Source organism: Pseudomonas silesiensis (assembly GCF_001661075.1).
Lineage (GTDB): Bacteria > Pseudomonadota > Gammaproteobacteria > Pseudomonadales > Pseudomonadaceae > Aquipseudomonas > Aquipseudomonas silesiensis.
Genome location: NZ_CP014870.1, coordinates 3,170,681 through 3,187,167, shown reverse-complemented (window position 1 = coordinate 3,187,167; position 16,487 = coordinate 3,170,681). Strand labels below are relative to the sequence as shown.

15 protein-coding genes and 2 pseudogenes are annotated in these 16,487 nt (G+C 57.5%); 9 read left to right on the top strand and 8 right to left on the bottom strand.

Going from position 1 to position 16,487, the window contains the following annotated elements:
• The first annotated feature begins 38 nt into the window (after nucleotides 1-38).
• Together PMA3_RS14295 and PMA3_RS14290 are read left to right on the top strand one after the other, a co-directional pair.
• Nucleotides 39-1,247 (top strand): LysR family transcriptional regulator, encoded by a 1,209-nt coding sequence (locus tag PMA3_RS14295; protein WP_064677762.1) that lies wholly within the window; start codon nucleotides 39-41, stop codon nucleotides 1,245-1,247.
• Between the two features lie 253 nt (nucleotides 1,248-1,500).
• Nucleotides 1,501-1,860, top strand: coding sequence for a Rap1a/Tai family immunity protein (locus PMA3_RS14290; protein WP_064677761.1), 360 nt, complete (start codon nucleotides 1,501-1,503; stop codon nucleotides 1,858-1,860).
• 303 nt (nucleotides 1,861-2,163) lie between these two features.
• On the opposite strand, the gene PMA3_RS14285 is transcribed toward PMA3_RS14290, so the two are convergent.
• From PMA3_RS14285 to PMA3_RS14265, 5 genes and pseudogenes are all read right to left on the bottom strand, one after another.
• A complete protein-coding gene (locus tag PMA3_RS14285; protein WP_237140717.1) occupies nucleotides 2,164-2,700 on the bottom strand; it encodes an AAA family ATPase in 537 nt (178 codons plus the stop codon).
• Between the two features lies 1 nt (nucleotide 2,701).
• Nucleotides 2,702-2,957, bottom strand: a pseudogene (locus PMA3_RS30750) (transposase domain-containing protein); the annotation flags it as partial.
• Nucleotides 2,958-3,107: 150 nt separating this feature from the next.
• Complete coding sequence (locus PMA3_RS14275) at nucleotides 3,108-3,467, bottom strand: DUF6124 family protein (RefSeq protein ID WP_064677758.1); 360 nt, start codon at nucleotides 3,465-3,467, stop codon at nucleotides 3,108-3,110.
• A gap of 389 nt (nucleotides 3,468-3,856) precedes the next feature.
• The gene (locus PMA3_RS14270) at nucleotides 3,857-4,042 is read right to left on the bottom strand and encodes a hypothetical protein (protein WP_064677757.1); all 186 of its coding nucleotides are present in this window, start codon (nucleotides 4,040-4,042) and stop codon (nucleotides 3,857-3,859) included.
• A 203-nt stretch (nucleotides 4,043-4,245) separates the two neighbouring features.
• Nucleotides 4,246-4,746, bottom strand: coding sequence for an Lrp/AsnC family transcriptional regulator (locus PMA3_RS14265; protein ID WP_064677756.1), 501 nt, complete (start codon nucleotides 4,744-4,746; stop codon nucleotides 4,246-4,248).
• A gap of 119 nt (nucleotides 4,747-4,865) precedes the next feature.
• Here PMA3_RS14265 and PMA3_RS14260 point away from each other — a divergent pair, with 119 nt between their 5' ends.
• The 3 genes from PMA3_RS14260 (at nucleotide 4,866) to PMA3_RS14250 (ending at nucleotide 8,584) form a co-directional block, all read left to right on the top strand.
• Nucleotides 4,866-5,900, top strand: a complete 1,035-nt coding sequence (locus PMA3_RS14260; RefSeq protein WP_064677755.1) for a histone deacetylase family protein — start codon at nucleotides 4,866-4,868, stop codon at nucleotides 5,898-5,900.
• A gap of 50 nt (nucleotides 5,901-5,950) precedes the next feature.
• The gene (locus PMA3_RS14255) at nucleotides 5,951-7,006 is read left to right on the top strand and encodes an ornithine cyclodeaminase (RefSeq protein WP_064677754.1); all 1,056 of its coding nucleotides are present in this window, start codon (nucleotides 5,951-5,953) and stop codon (nucleotides 7,004-7,006) included.
• A gap of 162 nt (nucleotides 7,007-7,168) precedes the next feature.
• Nucleotides 7,169-8,584 (top strand): amino acid permease, encoded by a 1,416-nt coding sequence (locus PMA3_RS14250; RefSeq protein ID WP_064677753.1) that lies wholly within the window; start codon nucleotides 7,169-7,171, stop codon nucleotides 8,582-8,584.
• Between the two features lie 35 nt (nucleotides 8,585-8,619).
• Here PMA3_RS14250 and salA read toward each other — a convergent pair whose 3' ends face one another.
• Nucleotides 8,620-9,903 carry a salicylate 1-monooxygenase gene (gene salA, locus PMA3_RS14245; protein ID WP_064677752.1) on the bottom strand — a complete coding sequence of 428 codons (1,284 nt, stop codon included), beginning with the start codon at nucleotides 9,901-9,903 and terminating at the stop codon, nucleotides 8,620-8,622.
• A 96-nt stretch (nucleotides 9,904-9,999) separates the two neighbouring features.
• Nucleotides 10,000-11,337, bottom strand: a complete 1,338-nt coding sequence (locus tag PMA3_RS14240) for an MFS transporter (RefSeq protein WP_064677751.1) — start codon at nucleotides 11,335-11,337, stop codon at nucleotides 10,000-10,002.
• A gap of 364 nt (nucleotides 11,338-11,701) precedes the next feature.
• On the opposite strand from PMA3_RS14240, the gene PMA3_RS14235 reads away from it, so the two are divergent.
• The gene (locus tag PMA3_RS14235) at nucleotides 11,702-12,604 is read left to right on the top strand and encodes a LysR family transcriptional regulator (RefSeq protein ID WP_064677750.1); all 903 of its coding nucleotides are present in this window, start codon (nucleotides 11,702-11,704) and stop codon (nucleotides 12,602-12,604) included.
• A 414-nt stretch (nucleotides 12,605-13,018) separates the two neighbouring features.
• Here the strand turns inward: PMA3_RS14235 and PMA3_RS33090 are convergent.
• Nucleotides 13,019-13,180 (bottom strand): annotated as a pseudogene (locus PMA3_RS33090) (con-10 family general stress protein); the annotation flags it as partial.
• 256 nt (nucleotides 13,181-13,436) lie between these two features.
• Between PMA3_RS33090 and PMA3_RS14225 the strand changes: the two are divergent.
• The 3 genes from PMA3_RS14225 to PMA3_RS14215 all read left to right on the top strand — a co-directional run bounded on the left by PMA3_RS14225 (nucleotide 13,437) and on the right by PMA3_RS14215 (nucleotide 16,485).
• Nucleotides 13,437-13,994: an ATP-dependent Clp protease proteolytic subunit gene (locus PMA3_RS14225; RefSeq protein ID WP_064677748.1), complete on the top strand. Its 558-nt coding sequence runs from the start codon at nucleotides 13,437-13,439 to the stop codon at nucleotides 13,992-13,994.
• Nucleotides 13,995-14,143: 149 nt separating this feature from the next.
• Nucleotides 14,144-15,082, top strand: coding sequence for a LysR substrate-binding domain-containing protein (locus tag PMA3_RS14220; protein WP_064677747.1), 939 nt, complete (start codon nucleotides 14,144-14,146; stop codon nucleotides 15,080-15,082).
• Nucleotides 15,083-15,228: 146 nt separating this feature from the next.
• Nucleotides 15,229-16,485 carry an aromatic ring-hydroxylating oxygenase subunit alpha gene (locus PMA3_RS14215; protein ID WP_064677746.1) on the top strand — a complete coding sequence of 419 codons (1,257 nt, stop codon included), beginning with the start codon at nucleotides 15,229-15,231 and terminating at the stop codon, nucleotides 16,483-16,485.
• The last annotated feature ends 2 nt before the right edge of the window (nucleotides 16,486-16,487 follow it).

Here is a 16,487-nt window from a genome sequence, read left to right as displayed (position 1 = left end):
AGTCACGTTCGAACATCGATCCGCAGAGTACGCTCCCCATGGAGATCCATGAACTTCCCAGCCTGATGCATGTGCGAGCCTTTGTCCGGGTCGCCGACCATGGCAGCGTTTCCAAAGCTTCGGTCGCCCTGTATCGGGCTCAATCAGTGGTGACCCGATCGATTTCCGAGATGGAGGCCCGACTGGAGGTGCCGTTGTTCGAACGTCACCCCAATGGTATGCGTTTGACCGATTACGGTGCACGGCTATTGCCTCGGGCGCGTCGGGTGCTGGCCGAGCTGGGAGGCGTGCCGCGATTATTGGGTAGCGACGAGAAGCGTGCGGTCGAACCGCTTTACCTGTTTCAGAACAGGCGCCTGCAGGTGTTCGTCAAACTCTGTGAAACCCACCATATGCAGACGGTAGCCAGCTTGCTGGGTCTTAGCCAGCCGGCGATCAGCTCAACCATCAAGGTCATGGAAAATGGCTGCGGCCAATCATTGTTCGAGCGCACGCCTCGCGGTTTGCAACCGACCCGTGCCTGCAATGAAATCCTGTTCCCGATCCGCCGGGCGCTGAATGAGTTACGCCATATCGAAACCGATATCACCTCCATGCGCGGAGCCTTGCAAGGCGTAGTACATGTCGGGGCCCTGCCCTTGGGGCGTACGCGCATTTTGCCCGAAGCCATCATGCGCTTGATGGCCGAACACCCGGCCACCCAAGTGATCACCAACGAAAGCCCATTCGATCTGCTGGCGACCGAGTTGCGAGCCGGCGATGTCGACTTCATTTTTGGCGCCCTGCGATCCCAGGCCTACGCCAGCGACCTGACCGGTGAAGTATTACTCACGGAGGAAATGGTCGTGGTGGCGCGGCGTGGTCACCCGTTCTACAAAAAAACAGCCTTGCACAAAGAGCTCGGCACCGCCCAATGGGTACTGCCCAGGGCAGGATCGCCCGCCCGGCAGATGCTCGACGAATGCTTCACCCGGTTCGGCATTGCACCTCCCCGGCCGAGGGTGGAAAGCGGCGACATGGCGATCATTCGAGGCCTGTTGCTGCGTTCGGACATGCTCGCGGCAGTGTCCGCCCACCAGTTGGAACAGGAGATTGCCTCCGGCGAACTGTGCATCCTGCCGCTGACATTGAAACAGACCACCCGCGCCATCGGCCTGACTTACCGCAACGGCTGCCTGCACTCTCCGGTGGCGAAAGCCCTGATGGACATGATTCGCCGGGTGATCCGCGAGCAAGCGACGAGCTGACTTCGACCTCCGGGCAGATCCAGACCAAGGCTCAACCGAATGCTGGGCATGACTCTAAAGCTGCAACTGTCCGTCCCGCCTCTGGGAATTACTTGCATAGGTATCGGTTTTTCTTATCAGCTTTACAGAGAAAGCGTAATGGGGTTTGGTGCGGTGCCTTGCGAAAATCTTATATGGCAATCGGTTTTGTTTATGTGGCCTTCAGCATTGCTCCCCAACGGCTAGCATCTACCGGGTCATGGGAGATTTCACTTTGATAAAACGAATCGGACTGATCGCACTGGTATCGCTGTTGAGTTGTGGCCAGGCCCTGGCAGATGGGCACAACTTGCTCATGGCGTGCAAAATGATCGGTCAGAAGATTCCAACGGACGACTACAGTGCCTTTGAAAGTGGGTTGTGCATTGGGCTGGTCCAAGGTGTTCGCCAGACGCTGGTCGCATACGCCGATCTTTTACCCAAAGAGCAACGCATCTGCGTTTCACCGGCGGTGAACAACAAAGACAGTGTGCGAATCGTCGTTAATTACCTGGAGGCCCATCCCAACCAGTTGTACTTGCCAGAAACGACATTGGCGATTCAGGCACACCGAGAAGCATTCTTCTGTAAATGACACACTGCTTGAGTTATTACAGAGCTCGCGGTAGCGCCTGGACCAAACAGCGTTCAAAAAAAGGGCCCTTCGAGGGTACTGCCAGTCAGTTAAGCGAATGCGGCCCCTGTAGGAGCGAGCTTGCTCCGGGCGGCGTTCCGACGATGGTCGTTAACGATAACGCGTGTTCGCTGGTTAAACGCGGCGCTATTGAGTCCATCGCGAGCAAGCTCGCTCCTACAGGGCCCTTCTGTACATAAACCGAATTTGATCCGTAAGCGTATAGCCAACACACCTTCACATGACTGACGGTGTGTGGTTCAGTCAGTCGACTGCATCCAGTATTTGCCGTACCCGATCTGTAACGGATATGTCCCCCTCAAGCTTTAAGACAGTACAAGTAAGCGCAGACAACCATTCCTGATGCCTGGCCAAGCTACGTCCAGGGACGCCCCCCTCATCATACTGAGCTGCCCAAGCCAGAAACTCCGGCTTTGCTTGACCGAAGCGTTTTACCTCTCGACGTTTTAGTCTCTCTAATCTGAGTTCAACAGGAAGATAAAGGAACACCACAAGATCAAATTCGCTCTCAAGCGATTGACCCCAGCCCATTACTGATCCGGCAACCACTGCACGACCATGAGAGCGCATTTCTTGTAGCAAGCGCTCTCCTCGTTGCGTTTTGTCTGCCAGATGCTGATATGGCGGGCTACTGGGCAGCCACAAAAAATCATCTGCTTCCAGGTGAGTTGTGCTCAGTTCCTTTGCTAAAGCATCCGCTAAGGTCGTGGTGCCGGTACCTGCCGCGCCTGTGATCAAGATGTAACGTGCCGTCTCTTTTGTCATTTCGCTTTCAGCCACTCTAAAAAGTTGCCATCTCCGATAAATTAACAGTGCCCCACTGATATGGCAGCAGTCGAGCGATCTCACTCGCCCGCTGCGTTGGCAGCCGGGTAAGAACGTCCTTCAGGTACGCATACGGATCATGCCCATTCATGCGGGCAGACTGGATCAAGCTCATGATTGCTGCCGCCCGTTTGCCGCTGCGTAGCGATCCGGCGAACAACCAGTTCGAGCGTCCATGCCCGTGGCCTTATCTGATTTTCGACCGCGTTATGGCGTTAAGGGTAATTGTGTCCGATCAAAACGCAGACACCATCGCCCTTAATGCTGGAGTCAGGAAGGTGACTTCTCCAGACGCTTACTTGATCCGGCAGGCGCATAAAGATGTCCGTCAAACAGGCATACGGATTTTGCCGTTGGAATAACTACTCAGGCGGATCGATCTGATCCAGCACCCGGTTTGCAGTGATCTCCGCCAGCATCACGCTGTTCGAAATACCCAGCAGCGCATTGCGCGAGCCGCCCTCCAGATGATCCACCAATTGATGCACCATCACATCGACCGACGCCAGGGTCTCTACCAGATAAACCACCAGGGTTTCGGTTGTGGCGTTCGGGTCCACGGTAAACAGTGTGTTGGGTGTACGCGGTGTGGCTTTGATGTCGGCAGTCGAGGGAAAGTGGGCGTCGAGGGCCCGGTCGGCGGCCTCGTTGAGTTTGTTTGAAGCGGATTCGTATCGGGATACCGGATCGGTGTCCGGCGGATTGGGCGTGACCTTGAACATGTCTTAGATTCCTGATGTGGGCTCCCACTCCTTCTCTACTAAAAAAGGGGTGGCAGCTGTACGCAGGTTAGTAGACCGGGGAATCTAAGAAGCCGGCGCGCCCAAGGACGCCCTGCGTACAGCCACCATCAAATGCGGGCGAAAAGCCCGGCTGATAGTAGTGTTGTACATCTTAGATTTAGCCACGGGCTACTAAACCCGATCACTGATGGGCAGTGACGCGAATCAAGTTACCGAGCAACCCCAAGGCGCACAAGCCGGCGGATTCTGGCGTACCTGTAGGCAACGACGCAAGGTCTTGTAGTTCACAGGAAGTAAGCTGTAGGGCGCTTAAACAAGCGAACTCAAAATGTGTTGAAGGGGCCGATAAATGATTGATGAGCGAGCGCTCAGACCATTCTGGCCAGTAGAGCGACGACGACAAAAGTCGTAAGGGCGAACGCAACACCGATGCAGAAAGGCAGCAGAAAAGCGCGGGCCGCAGTCGGCGCCGGCCTGCTCATTTCCTCGGCCAGAGCGGCTACTTCACGGTGCAACTGCTCAAGGCTGGCTCGATTCATAGACAGTGGTGGCATGCTTGGTCTTCCTTTACGACTCACGGGTCAGTCCTGGTGCGTGAAGCTTTGTCAGGTAATGTGGGCTGCGCATCTATTACTGTCTCCTTTCCTTCAACACCCGCAAAGCAGGCAACTCCCGTCCAGCGGTAGGAAAAATCCGAGAGCTGTGCACGAAGGTGCGTCGACTGCACCTTTCAGCAGGTGACCCAACCCTTGTCCGCTTAGTCCTTACTCGATTTTGGTATCGCAATCCGGCTACTGGCCTTGACCTCCCGTAAAGCCAGACTGGATTGAATGGACGCAATCCCCACCTGGCGCCTGAGCACCTGCTCAATGAAATCACTGTAGCTATCCAGATCCTCTGCCAACACTTGCAGCACGTAATCGGCATCCCCGGTGATCTTGTGACAGGACAGCACTTCAGGCAATTGCGCAATCACCGCCTCGAAGGCGTCGGGCGCGTGATCGGCGTGGGTGGAGAAACGGATGTGCACGAACGCCATGATATCCAGCCCCAGCATCCGTCGATCAAGGTTGGCCTGGTAGCCCTTGATCACGCCCGCCTCCTCCATCCGCTTACGACGCCGCCAGCACGGCGTGAGGCTCAGCGACAGCCGCTCACTGAGCTCGGCGTTGGAAATGCTCGCGTCTTCCTGCAGCAACGCGAGAATCGCCAGGTCGGTGTCGTCGAGACTGATGCGCTTGGATATTTTTTTCTGCATTACGCCATTCCCAAGTAAATTCTCCCGAAAAATCTACCAAACCCTGAACATAAAGCAAAGAAAGCGCCGCCGTACCAGAACAAAATATTTGCACTGGTTCACCTCAACGGATGCGCAGAATGTTTACAGTTTTCAGTGATTCCCACCGTTTGCACCATGGCACCGAATTGAAAGACGGCGTGCTCAAGCCGTCCTTCGAACAGCCCAGCCGGGCCGATACCGTGCATAAACGGGTCAAGCAGGTAGGGCTTGGCCAGATCATCGAGCCGCGAGCATTTGACCGGTCGTGCTATGTCAACGCGCACAGCGAGCGCTACGTCACCTTCCTGGAGACCGCCTGGTCTGAGTGGTGCGCCACCGGACGCACCCACGATGCCTTGCCGCTGGTATGGCCAGTGCGCGATCTGGCCAACGAGCACGTGCCGACGTTCATCGATGGCAAGCTGGGTTTTTACGCGATGGACGCCGGCTCGCCCATTACCGCCACGACATGGCAAGCGGTAAAAACCAGCGCCGATATCGCGCTGACCGGGCTGGCGTTGATCGATGAAGGCCACGACAGTGCCTTTGCCCTGTGCCGTCCGCCCGGCCATCACGCAGCGCGTGAATACATGGGCGGCTATTGCTATCTGAACAACGCCGCCATTGCCGCGCAGCAGGCCATTACTCAAGGCGCCAAACGTGTCGCGGTACTGGATGTCGACTTTCATCATGGCAACGGCACCCAGAACATTTTCTACGGGCGCGGCGACGTCATGTTTGTCTCGTTGCACGGTGAGCCGGCGGTGTCTTATCCGTATTACTCGGGTTTCAGCCACGAAGTCGGCGTTGGCCACGGCGAAGGTTGCAACCTGAACTATCCGCTGCCGAAGAACACCACCTGGGAAAGCTACCGCACCGCCCTGCTCCACGCCTGCAAGAAACTCCAGCAATTTGCCCCTGAAGTACTGGTTGTTTCACTGGGCGTCGACACGTTCAAGGACGACCCCATCAGTCACTTCCTGCTGGAAAGTGAGGATTTCATCGGCATTGGCGAGCTGATCGCGGATGTGGGTTGCCCCACCCTGTTCGTGATGGAAGGCGGCTACATGGTCGATGAAATCGGGATCAATGCAGTCAACGTGCTGCATGGCTACGAGAGCAAACGTGCCTGAGTTTTCCCCTGAATCGCAGCGCTTCAACTATTGGATCGGAGAATAACAACATGACTCTTTTTATAGACGTCGATCAAGCCGCACGCCTGTTCGCCAAGGTGGGCATCCGTCGGGCGATCCGCGACATGGCGGTTTACATCGCAGCGGACTACTCACGCTGGGCGCAGTTCGATAAGTCGCCCCGCACCGCCAATCATTCGGCCGACGGTGTGATCGAGTTGATGCCGACCGACGATGGCCGACAATACTCGTTCAAATACGTCAATGGTCACCCGGACAACGGTCAAAGGAACTTGCTGACGGTCATGGCCTTCGGTGTCCTGGCCGATGTCCACAGCGGCTATCCAACCTTGCTCAGCGAACTGACGCTGACCACCGCCGTGCGCACTGCCGCGACTTCCGCCCTGGTCGCGCAGTCCCTGGCTCGGCCGGGTGCAAGTATCATGGCAATCATTGGCAATGGCGCCCAGAGCGAATTCCAGGCCCTGGCCTTCCACGAAATGCTGTCCATCAAGCAAATCCGCATCTTCGATATCGACCGCGACGCTTCACTCAAGTTGAAGCACAACCTGTCCGCCTTCCCGGATATCGAGGTGATTCTGGCCGACTCGGTACAGGCCGCGGTCAAGGGCGCGCACATCGTCACCACGGTCACCGCCGACAAGGCCTATGCAACGATTCTGACGCCCGAGATGATCGAGCCCGGCATGCATATCAATGCCGTCGGCGGCGACTGCCCGGGGAAAACCGAACTGCACGCCGAGATCCTGCGCAATGCCCGGGTTATCGTCGAGTTTGAACCTCAAACCCGCATCGAAGGCGATATTCAACAGCTGGAGCCCGACTTTCCCGTCGTCGAGTTCTTCCGGATTGTTCTGGGCGAAGTCCCGGGGCGCGAGAACGACGCTCAGGTCACCGTGTTCGACTCGGTGGGTTTCGCCCTCGAAGACTTTTCGTCACTGCGCTACATGCACGACCTGGCGCGGGAGCATGCGATCGGTGAGCGCATCCATCTGGTACCAACGCCTGCCAACATAAAAAACCTCTACCAATTGCTTGATCAGCAGCCAGCCATCATTGCCTCGCGACTGCGCACGGCCAGCTGATAGCCCTGGGTGATGCCCCTGAGCAACGTGCCAAGGGGCAACTCACCCTGTCGTGAACGCGAAGCCCTGCCACCCACCGTCAGTAGCCTTGCATCTCTAACAAGAACGCTAGCCAGCCACTTTCTGCCAAAACTCAAAAACATAAAATCAAGAGGTTTTGTAATGAAATCGACTTCGTCCGATCGGGTTGAACAACCCGCGCTGCAGCGCACGCTCAGCAATCGTCACATCCAGCTGATGGCCATGGGAGGTGCCATCGGTACCGGCCTGTTCATGGGCTCCGGCAAGATCATTGCCCTCTCCGGCACATCGATCATCCTCATCTATATGATCATCGGGATGTTCGTCTTCTTCGTCATGCGCGCCATGGGCGAACTGTTGCTTTCCAACCTGAACTTCAAAAGCTTCGCGGATTTTGCCGGTACCTACCTGGGCCCGCGGGCGGCATTCTTCCTCGGCTGGTCGTACTGGCTCAGTTGGAGCGTCGCGGTGATAGGCGATGCCGTGGTGGTCGGCGGCTTCTTTCAATACTGGTTCCCCGGTGTACCCGCCTGGATACCAGCCATCGGTATGCTGATGACGCTGTTTGCCTTGAACGTGCTGACGGTCAGGCTGTTCGGTGAAGTGGAATTCTGGTTCGCGATCAGCAAGATCATTGCCGTCGTGACCCTGATTGGCGTCAGCCTGGTGCTGATCGCCAGCTCCTTTGTCTCCCCCAATGGCGTCACGGCATCCCTGGGCCACCTGCTGGACAAACAGGCAACTTTCCCCAACGGCCTGTTCGGTTTTTTTGCCGGTTTTCAGATGGCAATCTTCTCATTTGCCGGCACCGAACTGATCGGCATCGCCGCCGCGGAAACCCGCTCCCCCGAGAAGACACTGCCCAAGGCCATCAACTCGATTCCGCTGAGAATCATCCTGTTTTATGTGCTGGCGCTGGCCTGCATCATTGCGGTGACGTCCTGGCACCAGGTTTCGCCCAACAAGAGCCCCTTCGTCGAACTGTTCCTGGTGGCAGGGTTTCCCGCAGCAGCCGGTATCGTCAATTTCGTGGTGTTGACGTCTGCCGCCTCTTCGGCCAATAGCGGCGTATTTTCGTCCAGCCGCATGTTGTTCGGGCTGGCGAACCAGGACAATGCGCCAGGGATTTTCCGACGCCTGTCGAGCAGTAGCGTACCCCTGGCGAGCCTGGCGTTCACCACACTGTTGATGCTGGTGGGCGTCCTGTTGCTGTTCATCGTTCCGGAAGTCATGACAGCGTTCACCATCGTCTCGACCGTGTCGGCGATCCTCGTGATTTTCACCTGGTCGACCATCCTCGCGTCGTACATTGCCTACCGCAGAAGCCGGCCCGACCTGCATGCGCAATCGGCCTACAAAATGCCCGGGGGCGTGCCGATGGCCTGGTTCTCCCTGGCGTTCCTGGGCTTTGTCCTCTGTTTGCTGGCATTAAGGCCAGACACCCGTATTGCCTTGATGGTCATGCCGGGGTGGTTCATTTGGTTGGCGATTGCCTATCAGCTGACCCACGCTGGAAAGCGCAAATCAGCTGGTGGTTCGGCGAGCCAGTACAGCTGAACTACTCCGGCGGATCTGGCATGCGAGTTCAAATTTCAGGCGAGTACTTTCCAACCCAGTTGGTTGCGAGCCTGTTGCAGGTCGGACTGCATGTCGTGATCCCACAGCCACTCGAAACGCTCCGCGAGGGTTTTACCCAGCAGCTGTTCGTTATCGGCGACGACAGGATCACGCAGTTCGTAGAGTTCACCGGCTTCCCAGGAGGTGCGCTGCACACGACAGGCGCGTGGACGGCGACTAGCGTCATAGGCTTCCAGCACAGAATGCGGCCGGCTTGCCAGCACTTGTGGGTCCGCCAGCAAGCGGGCCAGGAGCCAGGCGTCTTCCAACCCCTGCCCTGCGCCGGCCCCCTGATGCGGCAACATTGCGTGGGCAGCATCGCCGATCAGCCCTACGCGGCCGTGTACGTAACCTGGCAGCTCTTCGAGTTCATGCAGAGCCCAAAGGGTGGGTGACGGGATGCACTCGAGCAGCACACGCGCCGCGTCGCCCCAGTCGGTGAAGGCTGCAAGCATCTCTTCCTGGCTGGCATTACGCACCCAAGGGGAGTCGCTCGGCCAGGCGGGGTCAGGCCGACTGCGGTCGGAAGTGAAAGCCACTACGTTGATCAGTCGGCCTTGCTTGACCGGGAATGTGAGGATGTGGGCATCAAGTCCCAAGTACATCTGCGGGACGTCGACCAAGTGCTCATCGACACCACGGGCCCGGTAGGCCGCGCGCAACTGTTGACTGTCGATCATCCCGCGGTAGGCACAGGTGCCACTGAAACGGGGGGCCGCGAGGGGGTGACCAAGGCCTTGAAGAACGTGGTCACGAATCGAAGACTTGATGCCGTCAGCGGCGATCAATAAATCGCAACGATGTTCGCTGCCATCGGTGAACAACACGCGGGCCTGTTGGTCATCCTGCTCGACGCTAACCGCGCGCTTGCCAAATTGCGCAATTCCCTCCGGCAGTTGGCGGGCCAACGCGTCGAGAAAATCCGCACGGTGCACCGAGGACTGCCCCACCCCTTCGGCCAGGCTGGCGCCAAGGTAGCCGGCATCCTCGCCACGGCGCCATTCGAACCAGATATCCTGCCAGGGATCAAGCGTGCGGTCGGCGATCTGCCGATAGGGTTCGGCAATGCCCAGGCCGGCGATGGCACGAACCGCGTTGGCACCGAAGGAAACACCTGCACCGACCTCGCCAAAGGCCGATGCAGCTTCGAACAACTGCACGCTGAGATGGGAATGACGGCACAGATCCAGCGCCAATGCCACACCAGCGATACCACCGCCGACAATACCGATGTGCAAAGTAGATTGAGAAGTATGCATAGCAAGGTACCCATGAGGCTGATTGTTATTGGAGTCGGGCAATCATCGCCAGTGCAGTGCTATTGATAAATAGCGCAACTCCAATACATGGCATCATCAATGTGAATATTGCCGGGACGCCGTGCCCTGGCGACTCGAAGCGTTCTGCATCAGAAAAACCAGAATGGCGATGGCCCCGACCAATCCCGGAATGGCGAAGATGAGGAAGCTCGCCTGTAACGGCAGCGAAGAGGCATGCAAGGCGCCGCCCAGCAGCGGACCAATGATTGCACCGGTGCGACCCACGCCCATCGCCCAACCGAGGCCGGTGGCCCGTATCTGCGGCGGGTAGTATTGGACGGTACAGGCGTTGGCCAGGATTTGCGTGCCAATGGTGCACGCACCGGCGACGGCAATGAGCAAATAGAGCACAGGTAATGGCGCCTTGAGCGCAAGTAGACTCAGGGCCAACGCTCCGCAACAGAAGAAGACGAACAAGACCTTGCCAATGCCGATTCGATCGCCCAGCCATCCACCGGCTACCGCGCCGATGATCGCCCCCAGATTCAGCGCCACCAGGAACGCCAGGCTCGAGTTCAATCCGTACCCGGCGGCGCTCATGAGTTTTGGCAACCAGGAGCTCAGTGCATAGACCATCAGCAGGCAACAGAAAAACGCCAGCCAGAGCATGAAGGTGCTCAGCTTGCGTCCCTCCTGGAATAGCTGTGAAATCGACACGTTCGAGCCTTTGGCGGCGATGCGGTTCAACTGGTCGGCTGCGCCTGGCACATAATCCGGTACGGCCTGCGCCAATAGTGACTGGGCCTTGATCGTCTGCCCGGTGCGCAGCAGGAAATCCATCGACTCGGGCAATTGCCGTATCAGAAATGGCAATGCCAACAGCGGAACCAAGGCCACATAGAACACCGCTTGCCAGCCCCACAGGGGGATCAGCACCATACCCAGGCCGGCAGACAACATCCCCCCTAACGAGTAACCACTGAACATGAGTGCAACCAGGGTACTGCGCGACCGCTTGGGCGCGTACTCGTTCATCAACGCGACAACGTTCGGCATGACCCCGCCGATACCCAGGCCGGCCACAAACCGGCAGAGCGCGAACGCCTCCGGAGTCTGCGCCAGGCCGTTGAGCGCTGTGACTCCGCTGAACAGGGTGACGCAAATCATGATGGTTTTGCGTCGGCCTATCCGGTCAGACACTGATCCGAAAAACAGCGCGCCCAACATCATGCCTACCAGCGCACAGCTACCCAAGGCTCCAGCTTGCAGTGAGCTCAGCCCCCATTCGGCCATCAGTGAAGGCAAGACAACGCCATAGATGACCAGGTCATAGCCGTCGAAGATGATAATCAGCGCGCACCAGAACAGTACGCGCGCGTGGAAGGCATTGAAACGTGCCCCGTCAATCAGGGCTGATACATCGATCGTACGCATGGCATCGCTCTTTTTGTCATTGTTATAGAGCCGCAGGTTCAAAGACCTGCGGAGGTTGCGCGCTGCCCAACGCCTGATCGATAGGCGTGTCGTTCTTGAGTGACGTATACCGTTCAGAGTTTGGGCATTGCAGCGATCATGGCCAAGGCGGCAAGCGGGATAAATGCAGTGATCCACATACCTGTTATTTCGAGTGTGAATAAAGATCAGGGACGAGCACCTGCCACGCAGCCATTGCGATGGACGCGACGCTATGGCAATTGATAGGCTTGCGGCTCTTGCAGCGGCCCTTTCAGAGCGGTGCAGACCCAACGTCGGGCAACGGGTTTATTGCCCTGGCATGAGCCAACCTGCACGAGGCGTTATGGAATTACGGGAGCTGGATCTCAATCTTCTTTTGGTATTCAACCAACTGCTGATCGACCGCAGGGTCTCGACTGCGGCGGATAATCTTGAACTGACCCAGCCAGCGGTGAGCAACGCGCTCAAGCGGTTGCGCACCACCTTGAACGACGAGCTTTTCGTGCGCACCTACCAGGGAATGGAACCCACCCCTTATGCCCGACAACTGGCCGAGCCGGTTGCGCTAGCCATTCAGACGTTACGCGATGCACTCGGTCGACAGGACAGGTTTGACCCGCTCAATTGCAATCGCAGATTCACCATGGCAATGACGGACATTGGTGAAATCTACTTCATGCCGCGGCTAATGGATGCTCTGGCTGAACGCGCTCCGGGTTGCTCGATCAGTACGCTGCGCAACAACACCGATACCCTGGCGGAAGGTCTGCAGAACGGCGCGATCGATCTTGCCGTCGGCTTGCTTCCTCACCTGCAAGCGGGTTTTTTTCAACAACGCCTGTTCCACCATCGCTACGTCTGCTTATGCCGCAAGGGCCATCCAGCCACCCGCGAACCGTTGACGCTCGAGCGTTTTTGCAGCTATGACCACGTTCGTGTGGTGGCGGCGAACACCGGGCACGGCGTCGTCGATACCTTCCTCGCACGGGAAGGCATCGAGCGAAACATACGCCTGGAGGTTCCGCATTTCGTCGCGATCGGCCACATACTCCAAAGTACGGACTTGCTGGCAACAGTGCCCGAACGATTTGCCAGAAGTTGCGAACAACCGTTCGGCCTCGCCGTCCTGGCGCCGCCTATGGAACTGCCGAAAATAGAGATCAATCTATTCTGGCATGCGCGATACAACAAGGACCCGGCCAATCGCTGGTTACGTCAGCTCATGTTTGAGTTGTTCTCTGATTGAATGGATCAAGGGTTGCACCGGTAGCTCAAGAGGATGGCGGGCATAGGCGTGAGACCTGTGCAACGCAGTGTTTATCGGTGAGAACTGCTCTGTGAAGCAATCAAGCCCCGAAAACAGTCGGGGCTTGATATGACTTACACGGCATCAGGACTTGCGTCCGCCGCCAGGGCCTTGGTCACCTCCTTTACGGTCAGCCCCCGAGGTTTTGTCCATGTCATCGGCAAAGTTACCGCCGCGACCGGCGCCTTGTCCGCCGCTGGTCGATTGATCAGCGTCGCGGGACTGGCGTCCGCCCGAAGCCTGGCCACCTTTCTGGCCAGATCCAGGGGTTTTTTCCTGGTCTTCGGTCATGTTGCCTGTGCGCCCCGTTCCTTGTCCGCCACCCATCGAACGATTCGCATCGCTCGACTGCTGGCCACCCGAAGCCTGACCGCCTTGGCGACCGGCTTCTGAAGCGCGTTGTGGGTCGTTGGCAAAATTGCCGCCTGAGGCTTCTCCGCCTTTCTTGCCGGCTTGCGAGGCCTTGTCCCGGTCATTGGCAAAATTGCCGGGTTTGTCTTTTCCGGTGTTAGCCATCTCTAGTCACCTCTTATTTCAGTTACGAGCCCGGTGGCTCGTTTAATTCGGAGGTTTGCAAAAGTCGAAAGTTTGAACAGATATTCGCCTCTCACGACAAGCGGATTTCGTCTAATAGTTCCGGAAAAATGCCTACGAATCGACTGGCGGCAGAGCCAGCCCAGACTGTCGTACCGATTGGCTTTTCCTCAAAAGAGGTCGATCCTTAAATAGAGATAAAAGGTACTCCAGCCGTCCCGTCAAAAAGGGCAAGCCGATGACCGAACACATCGTCCACTTTCATTGCCAGATCGATCAGGGGACCACTGAACGCTTCCGGGACTGTTGCCTGGAGGCCATCGATCAAGGCGCCACCTCCTTGCTCCTCAATCTGTCTACGAGCGGGGGCAGCACCAACTTTGGCTTCACCCTCTACACCTTCCTGAAGTCATTGCCGGTGCCGCTGTGCGCTATCAACGCGGGCAACATCGAATCCATGGGCATCATCATGTTCCTGGCGGCAGGCCGGCGTATCACCTCGCCCCATTCACGCTTCCTGATTCACCCGATGAACTGGTACTTCAGCCAAAAATCGGTCGACCATCAGCGCCTGCGCGAATACCTGTCGAGCCTCGACAACGACCTGGCGCGTTACGTGCAGATTTTCAACATCGAAACGGCTGACGCAGAGACCAAACTCGATATTTTTCATTGCCTTTCCGCGGAAGAAAAAGTCATCGCCGCCCATGAATCCCTGGCCTACGGCATTGCTCATGAGATGAAGCAAATGATGTTCGCCGATGATGTCAAACACTGGAAAGTCAGCGGTGGATGAGCCGGGCGCACTGCTCGTTTTTGACCTGGAGGACGCATTCAAACCCGCTGCGTTTCTGTAAGCTGCCCTGAAGGATGTGGAAGAAAACAACATCGAATCACCCCATGTCGCCAGCGGTTGCGACGCCCGTGCTCCTTTCAGGATCAACCATGACCGGTAATGAAGAAACCAGCAAAAAAGCCAAGGGGTACCGCCGGCTGATCCCTTCCATGACGGCATTGATGGAGTTCGAAGCGGTTGCGAGGTTGAGCAGTTTCACGCTGGCGGCCCAGGAACTGGGCGTGTCCCAGGCCGCCGTCAGCAAGCAGGTCAAATACCTGGAAGAAACACTGGGCACCCGGTTGTTCCATCGCCTGCACCGCGCCATCAAATTGACCAGCGAGGGCTACGTGCTGTACTCCGTGGTCGCCGAATCCATGCAACGCATGGCCAGCGTTTTTGACAAGATTTGCGAGGGCATCCCCGAACAGGAACTGGTGCTTGCCTGCACGGCGTCGTTTTCACAGTTACGGATCTTGCCCAGATTAGCCGCACTGCGCCTGTCACAGCCCTCACTGCGCCTGCACTTGATGACGCACGTACTCAACGCTGACGTGAGCCGGGACGTCGATGTCACCATTCGCTACGGCAATGGCAAATGGGACGACGGCACAGCGATTTTCCTGTTTGACGAAGAAGTATTCCCGGTGTGTTCTCCGGCCTGGTTGAGCAGTCACCCCGCGCCCCTGTCTGTCGACGACTTCCTGCACCTGGATCTCATCGATTCGGAAGCCACACTCGAAGGCTGGATGACCTGGAACAGCTGGTTCAAAGAACTGGGGGAGAGTCGCCCCAAGATGAGGTACAGCCTGCGTTGCAGCAGTTACAACGACTCGGTGCAGGCCGCGTTGAAAGGCCATGGAATCGCCCTGGGCTGGAGCAGGTTGATCGGCCCTTTGCTGCTCAGCGGAGAATTGATTCGAATCGGCCCTTATGCGGTCAAACCCAACGATGCTTATTACCTCGTTGTCCCGAATGGTCGGACGGTAACGCCGTTGGTTCAACACCTGGTCGACTGGCTGCGAGACGAGTCCATATTGGCCCATTGAAACAATCAACTGAACAGGGGTGAAATGTCGCATAACTTTTAGATATACCAGGGTGAAAATAAAGGGCGTTGACGCAAATCCTGCCCATTTCAATACTGGCCTCACAGTCACCCGCTGATGATCAAGATCAACCTCGTGAGGCCATAATGACAACGATCGCCGTGAAGTCCCAACCAGACTCAGCCACCGCACGCATCCCGGGCCACGGCATGCCGGGGGCGTTATTCGGGCGCCAGGATATTTTCGAAAAAGACATCGATATCTTTTTCACCCGGCACTGGATCCTGGTTGGGGTCACCGCGGATGTGCCCGAGCCCGGGGATGTTTCGACCATCGACATCGGCAAGTCTTCGATCATCCTGGTCCGCGACGACGACGAGCAGGTGCAGGCCTTTCGCAACGTATGCCGGCATCGCGGCGCACGCCTGAAAACAGCCGGCAAATCCACGGTCGGCATGCTGGTCTGCCCTTACCATCAATGGACTTATGACCTTGATGGCAGCCTGAAACACGCCGCGCACATGGGTAAGGATTTCGATCCGAAGTGTAAAAGCCTGATTCCGGTTCACACGAGAATTGTCGGCACCCATGTATTCGTCTGCCTGGGAGAGCAGCCGCCGGAAGATATCGCCCATCTGGAAGCCACCATGATGCCTCGGCTGGCGCCTTACGATCTGACCTATACCAGGATTGCCCATGAAGCGGACATTATCGAGAACGGCAACTGGAAACTGGTGATCGAGAATAATCGCGAGTGCTATCACTGTTCCGCGACGCATCCGGAACTGACTGCCTCTTTCCTTCCGGAAGATTTCGGTTTTTGCGCCGAGGGCCTGAACCAGGAATCGCTGCAGGCGCTGAGTGAGTATGAAGAACGCAATGCGGCTGCAAGGCGCAGCTGGGAAGACGACGGCTTCTTTTGCGACGCAGTGGAGTACCTGGACGTAGACGCAGTGACCCAATTCCGCACCCAGCGGCTGGTCATCGCCGGTCATGGCGAGTCTCAGACCCTCGACACCCGGGTGGCCTGTACGCGCCTGTTCGGTGACCTGACCCGCCGCGACCTCGGCGACGTGCACCTGTGGACTCACAACTCCTGGACGCATGTGATGAGCGATCACGCCGTGATTTCGTACATCATCCCTCTGGCACCGGACAAGACCCTGGTGCGCACCAAGTGGCTGGTGAATGCCGACGCCGTCGAGGGCGTGGATTACGACATCGACAAGCTGACCGAGGTGTGGAAAGCGACCAATCAGCAAGATGCCGCCCTGGTTGCCATCACTCACAGCGGCACCCAGGATCCCGGCTACATCCCCGGGCCTTTCTCGGCGTTCACCGAATCCTACGTCGATCAATTCTCTCGCTGGTACGCCGCACGGCTTGCCGCACAGGAGGTGTGACC